We start from the raw sequence: 6,055 nt of genomic DNA, 5'->3' as shown, positions 1-6,055 counted from the left end.
CGGTCAGGTTTGAGTGCGACCGATTGAGCAAACCCGAAGGCGTAGTTGAATCTACGCTGAGGGGTTGCGATTGAGGAGCACACAAAGATGGCCGGAAGATGAGATGCATAAATGTATAGGTTATTTCATGACAGACCCTAAGCAGATTAAAAAGATTCATAAGGGCGATAGCAGACAAAAGGCTTATCATGATTAAAACACAAATCATAAAAGAAGATACTAAACCTGTAGCCGTAATCCTTGATTATAAGGAATATCTAAGATTGAAGGATATAGAACAGGACAAGGTTGACCACTATTCAGCGATGGAAGTGAAAAAGAAAAATAAAAAGTGGGTGTCCCATAAAGACCTCAAACTTGAAGAGTTTAAGAAATAATAAAGAGTTGGGATGTTTTATCTAAAGGTTAAAAATGGATCAGACAATGTTAAAGGCATTCGCAGGTCATTCGTTCGATGAGAGAGATAGGCCACTTGTTGACAAGATACTAAAATTTCTTAGATCTGCTGGAGTTGAGTGCAAAAGTGGTGAGCCCGCTGAGAATAGATCGGTTTCAACAAAGGTAAAAGAACGTATTGACCATAATTCGATCTTCGTCGGCATTTTTACTCGCCGTTGCAAGCTCGACGGTCAAGAGCTCTACGCGACATCGAACTGGGTAATTCAGGAAAGCGGCTATGCTATCGGCAAGGGAAAAGAGTTAATTTTACTGGTCGAGAATGGTATCGATAACTTACCTGAACTTCAGGGAGATCTCGAATATGTTCCCTTCCAGCGTGATTCGTTAGAAGATACCTTTCGAAGGTTAATTGAGATGATAGGTGCAGTTCGGACACGCTTGTCTAAAATGGTATCCTTCGAAGCTGCCTCGGAACCACCTATAGCAGAACAACCCCTCTCATTTTCCGAAGAACAACAACCGGAAATAACCAGACCTGCAGAAGCCTCAGAAACTCCACAAACGGTAGAGGAAAGAAAAAACGAAGCTATCAACAGGATGATAATTGCCTTGATTCATGAGAAAAATTTAGAAAAGGGCCAGCGAATTTTTAGAGAGGATGCAACACCCCTTTTAGATGATAAAGAACGAATATTATGGGAGGGAGTGTGTCTTCGAAATTCCTACATGCTTGGCGATGTTAATGCTTTGAGACATTTGGAAGAATTGGTTGCCGCAAACCCTAAAAATGAGGATGCCCATAGACAACTGGCCATTGCCTTAGAAAGCATGAAAATGTGGGATAAAGCAACCAGAGAGTTTTTGACTTCTGCCGATTTAGAATCTGATTCTTCAGACAAATGTTCTGATTATAGAAGAGCCGCATTATGTATGTTCATGGGCGGCAGGATTACCGAGGGAAAGAAGTTGATGGAAGAAAAACTACAACAGTACAAGAATGAAGAACCGGCCTACCATCTATATAAGGCGCTTATAGATATGGCGGATAAGGAAGGTGACAAAGAAACTTTTGTGTTACATGCAGAGCGGGCGTTAGAGTTAAATCCAGCAGACCACAATTTAAGGTTTCAGACTGCTTATAAATATAACGAACTTAGCCGGCGACACCTTGGTCTATATCATTACAGACTTCTGGAAACCCATAACCGAGATGGTGCCTGCCTGAATAACCTTGGAGTCGTGCTAAGTGGCTTACAATTACCGTGCAGGTCTATCGCCAGTTATAAAGAATCTGCAGAATTAAAGAATACTCTTGCAATGGCAAACTTAGCGTATAAATACTTGGAAACTGGTTTTGCTAATGAGGCATTGGGAATCATTAATGGAGCCTTCAAATTAGCAGGGGAAGTTGATGTCCATGGGAATGTTGGGCAGGCAAAAATTGCAATTGAGGAAGCCAAAGAGAATGAAAATAAGAAGGAGCAGACCATTCTACAAGAGGCGGAAGCAGAAAGAGCATTTCGTCTCCCTTTTGCGGAGGGCTTATGTACTCGCCCAGATAGTCCTCTTGATCTTAATGGTAAATGGCACTGGGGTGATTGGGATGGAATTATTATTCGACAATCCGGCGCACAGATTGAAGGATCTTTTGAACAAACAATCCCTTTAGTAGGACTACTTGGGTTATTTGCAAATTCCAGTCAGATTGGAAAGCCTGAATTGACTCCTTCCATGCCATCCAAGAAGCAAAAGGTTATGATCCATGGGGAGATAAAAAATCTTACCGCTACAATTGATATCACAATTACTGAAGAATACGAAAGGGCATTCCCTTATCCTGAAACACCATCGAAAGCAAAGGCTATGGTAGTTTTCAATGCTGATGGTCAGCAGGGAAATGTATACCAAGAATCTCCTGAGGGTAAAAGTAAATACTATATGGTTCAGAAGATGAATAACCCTACTCAAGAAAATTGAAAAGGAAGTTAAGGCAGAGTTTCCTAAAGACAAAGTGATGTATGAACTTCATGTTTTAAGGGCAATAAAAAGCAAATATTGGAAAAAGACACCGGCTTAATGTAGAGCAAGATAAGGTTCACTATTATTCAGCAATTGGAATGCAATGTGATAAGCAGCGTTAGAGACAGTTGTAAGTTATAGGTGTTATATGTTAAATTCTAATAAAAGGAATCAAAAAGGGAAATTAGATGAAAAGGCAAGTAAAAAAGCTCAACATAAAAAACCTGCAGAAGAATCTGGAAAAGTGGCAGAAAAACCACGAAGATATAAACTCTCTCAGGAAAGCCTATCAGGAAAAGGTGCTAAGTTGGGTAGTAAAGTCCATGGAGTTCGAGAAGGAGCCTGTGGATATAGGCCGCCTGAAGGAACTTCTGGAGAGGGAGAAGACAGCACCCAACCGATAGATTCAACCCGCTATTTTGAGACTGTTCAAGGGATTAAATCTTATTCCGAGATTTATGAAATTATTGCAGTTGCTGTTACAAAGGCAATAGAAAAGATTATAGATGCCCTTCCAGAGAGAATTCAATTTACCACAGATTGGATTTGTACTCTTCACAAAGATATTGCAGGTTCACTCTTTGACTGGGCAGGCCGCTTTAGGAATGTAAATGTTCAGGTCGGACAGCATACGCCACCGTCATTTTATGAAGTCCCTGCCCTTATGAAGCTCTATTGCGATGACCTATCAACAAGGCTTTCCAGTGCAGAAAAGACAATAAATATTAAAGAAATAGCAGAGCTGCTTGCATGGGCAGATTGGCGTTTTCAATGGATTCATCCATTTAGAGACTTAAACGGCCGTATAGGTAGAATTTTATTGACCGCTATTCTTATTAGATTAAAACTGCCGCCTACTGAAACAGCATCTGTTGAATCGAGGGAAAAGCAAGAATATCTCAAGGCCATTCGATTGGCAGACAAGCAAGATTTATCTGTACTTACTGAAATCTGGTTACATCGTCTGTTAAAGGGTGTTAAAGAAGATAAAGGAAAATAATTGAGCGGGTTCTATTTATTGTTATCAAGCAAAAAGGTAGCCTAAAATGCAAACGCCGCCCCGAAGGGCGGCGAAAGATCTCTTTCTACACATGGTAGATGAGGCTTATAAGTGTTATAACGAATGGAAGTTTCATGTCAAGCAGAATCTCTGATTTTTTGGAATAACGACGCCGGTAATTTGTACGCCGGAAGAATTAATGCCAACAATGAAAGGAGAATAATTATGTGGAAGGACCCGATTGTTCAGGAAGTTCGTAAGGCAGGTGAAGAGCTTGCAGGGCAAGCAAATTACAGCCTGCGGGATTTATTTCAGCGTCTGCGTGGCAATGAAAAGCAAAGAAAAGCCAAAGTCGTGGCAGGGATAAAGAAAAAGAATTTGCAGAAAGCCGGATAAGAGGAAATAATTAGGACGATTCTATATAATTGCTATCAGGGATCAAGGTAGAGAAAACACAGGATGAGGTAGCAGCAATTATTGAATAGTGGAGATGAGATGTCAGTCGTAATAACCGCCGATTATAATTCATTTCTTAAAGAGATCAAGGAGCGCATATATAAAGCCCAATATGAGGCCCTCAAGGCCGTAAACAAAGAGCTTATAAACCTGTATTGGGATATAGGCAGATCAATAGTGGCAAAGCAGGATGCGATTGGCTGGGGCAAGGCAATTGTGGAGACCCTGGCAAAAGATCTGCAAAAAGAGTTTCCGGGGATGCAGGGGTTTTCCAGCGCAAATCTATGGAGAATGAGAAATTTTTATCTCTCATATCTTTCAAATGAAAAACTCGCACCATTGGTGCGAGAAATCAGTTGGACGAAAAATGTGATTATCATGGAGCGTTGCAAGGATGACATCCGTCGCGAGTTTTATATCAGGACAACAAAGAAGTTCGGGTGGACAAAAGACGTTCTGAGCAACCAGCTTGAAGCAGGTGCATTTGAACGGTATATGGCGAACCAGACAAACTTTGATAAGGCTGTACCGGAAAAATACAGACATCAGGCAAAGCTGGCGGTTAAAGATGAATATTCATTTGATTTTCTGGAGCTTGGCGAAGAGCACTCAGAAAAGGAGCTTGAGAGGGCGATTCTTGAAAATGTGAGAAAGTTTTTAATAGAGATGGGCGGCTACTTCGCCTTTGTGGGTAATCAATACCGCATGGAGATAGACGGGCAGGAGTTTTTTATTGATTTGCTGTTGTACCACCGGTAGCTGCGGTGCCTTGTGGCGATAGAGTTGAAGGTCGGCGCATTCAAACCTGAATATGCCGGCAAGATGCAGTTTTATCTTTCTGCCCTGAACGATATAGCAAAACTCCAGGATGAGAATCCCTCCATAGGTATCATATTATGCAAGGACAAAAGACGCACTATTGTTGAGTATGCGCTGAAGGATACAAAAAAGCCGATAGGCGTATCTACCTATAAACTGACGGCAAAACTGCCTCGTGAACTAAAAAAATATCTGCCATCTCCTGAAGAGATGATAGAAAGAATAAAAAGTCTGCAATCGCAATGACAGCCATGATATTTTAGAGAAGCGGACACAGAGAATCATAGAGGTTGGTTTTTTAATAACTGCTTTTTATTTAGATGGAGATTCTAAGAAAAGGGATTTGAGAAAAAAGTTAGAAAAAAGGTAGACTGAAATGCAATCGCCGTCCCGTTGGGCGGCGAAAGATCTCTTTCTACACATGGTAGATGAGGCTGATTGGTAAATTCCGGGGACAGTATATTTAATTCACTGAATTAAGTATGCCTCGGAATTCAGACTACAGGATTATGATGCCTTTTTCCAGAGTGTCAGGGAAGGAAATTACAAGGAATGGAAATCGTCTATTATGAATTTGTTGGGATGATTATGTTTGGTGGAGAGGAAATTGCGATTGTGGAGGGAAAAGGGTAAAATATTTTTAAATAGGAGGTGAGCAGATTGAAAATAAAAGCTACTTTTGTAAAGGACGGAGAGTGGTGGGTGGCATGGTCAGAAGATGTCCCTGGGGCGCTTACACAAGGAAAAACCATTGAAGAAGCAAAAGAGAATCTTATAGATGCCATACATGAAATGCAAAGACCTATTGATATTTCATCGCTACCCAAAACTGATGTTGTATTAGAAGAAATTGAAGTATGAAAAGAAAAGAATTAATACGGCATTTAGAACGTCATGGGTGTGTCCTATTAAGAGAAGGGGCAAAGCACTCCCGTTATATAAATCTTGCCGATACAACTAAATCAACCACTGTCCCTAGACATGCAGAAATTGCCGACCTTCTGGCAATCAAGATTTGCAGACAGATTGGAATTCCCGACCCAAAATAAAACATGATCCAGCACCCCTTTGTTACCCTTGTTGAACAAATCCTTGCTGCCAAGCAACAACCCCCTTTTATTCCCCCTTTGATAAGGAGGAATTCAATTCGGGGGACACCATACTGAATTATATAGAGATTAACATGAAGACGATAAAATATTTTGATTATCAAAAAGTAGCCAGAGACATGAAGATGCCGGCCTCATTACTCAAGAAAATTGAAAAGGAAGTTAGGACAGAGTTCCCTAAAGACATAATGATGTATGAACTTCATGTTTTAAGGGCAATAAAAAGCAAATATTGAGAAAAGACTCCTGCATA

At 40.7% G+C, this 6,055-nt stretch carries 7 protein-coding genes and 1 pseudogene; all 8 read left to right on the top strand.

Translation table 11 applies throughout. The features are described 5' to 3' along the window. Positions 1–188 precede the first annotated feature (188 nt). A complete protein-coding gene (locus HZA08_01035) occupies positions 189–377 on the top strand; it encodes a hypothetical protein (protein ID MBI5192006.1) in 189 nt (62 codons plus the stop codon). A 34-nt stretch (positions 378–411) separates the two neighbouring features. After that, positions 412–2,376, top strand: coding sequence for a hypothetical protein (locus HZA08_01030; protein ID MBI5192005.1), 1,965 nt, complete (start codon positions 412–414; stop codon positions 2,374–2,376). 190 nt (positions 2,377–2,566) lie between these two features. Next, the gene (locus HZA08_01025) at positions 2,567–3,418 is read left to right on the top strand and encodes a Fic family protein (protein MBI5192004.1); all 852 of its coding nucleotides are present in this window, start codon (positions 2,567–2,569) and stop codon (positions 3,416–3,418) included. Between the two features lie 123 nt (positions 3,419–3,541). Then, positions 3,542–3,814, top strand: coding sequence for a hypothetical protein (locus HZA08_01020; GenBank protein MBI5192003.1), 273 nt, complete (start codon positions 3,542–3,544; stop codon positions 3,812–3,814). A gap of 99 nt (positions 3,815–3,913) precedes the next feature. Then, positions 3,914–4,939 (top strand): annotated as a pseudogene (locus tag HZA08_01015) (DUF1016 domain-containing protein). Positions 4,940–5,353: 414 nt separating this feature from the next. Continuing rightward, complete coding sequence (locus tag HZA08_01010; GenBank protein ID MBI5192002.1) at positions 5,354–5,554, top strand: type II toxin-antitoxin system HicB family antitoxin; 201 nt, start codon at positions 5,354–5,356, stop codon at positions 5,552–5,554. Continuing rightward, positions 5,551–5,742, top strand: a complete 192-nt coding sequence (locus HZA08_01005) for a type II toxin-antitoxin system HicA family toxin (protein ID MBI5192001.1) — start codon at positions 5,551–5,553, stop codon at positions 5,740–5,742. The genes HZA08_01010 and HZA08_01005 overlap by 4 nt, the downstream gene beginning before the upstream one ends. A 134-nt stretch (positions 5,743–5,876) precedes the next feature. Continuing rightward, on the top strand, positions 5,877–6,038 hold the full coding sequence (locus tag HZA08_01000) for a hypothetical protein (protein MBI5192000.1): 162 nt from the start codon (positions 5,877–5,879) through the stop codon (positions 6,036–6,038). Positions 6,039–6,055: the final 17 nt, after the last annotated feature.

Source organism: Nitrospirota bacterium (assembly GCA_016212215.1).
In the GTDB taxonomy this organism is placed as follows: Bacteria; Nitrospirota; 9FT-COMBO-42-15; order HDB-SIOI813; family HDB-SIOI813; genus JACRGV01.
This window is presented reverse-complemented; position numbering and strand designations above follow the sequence as displayed.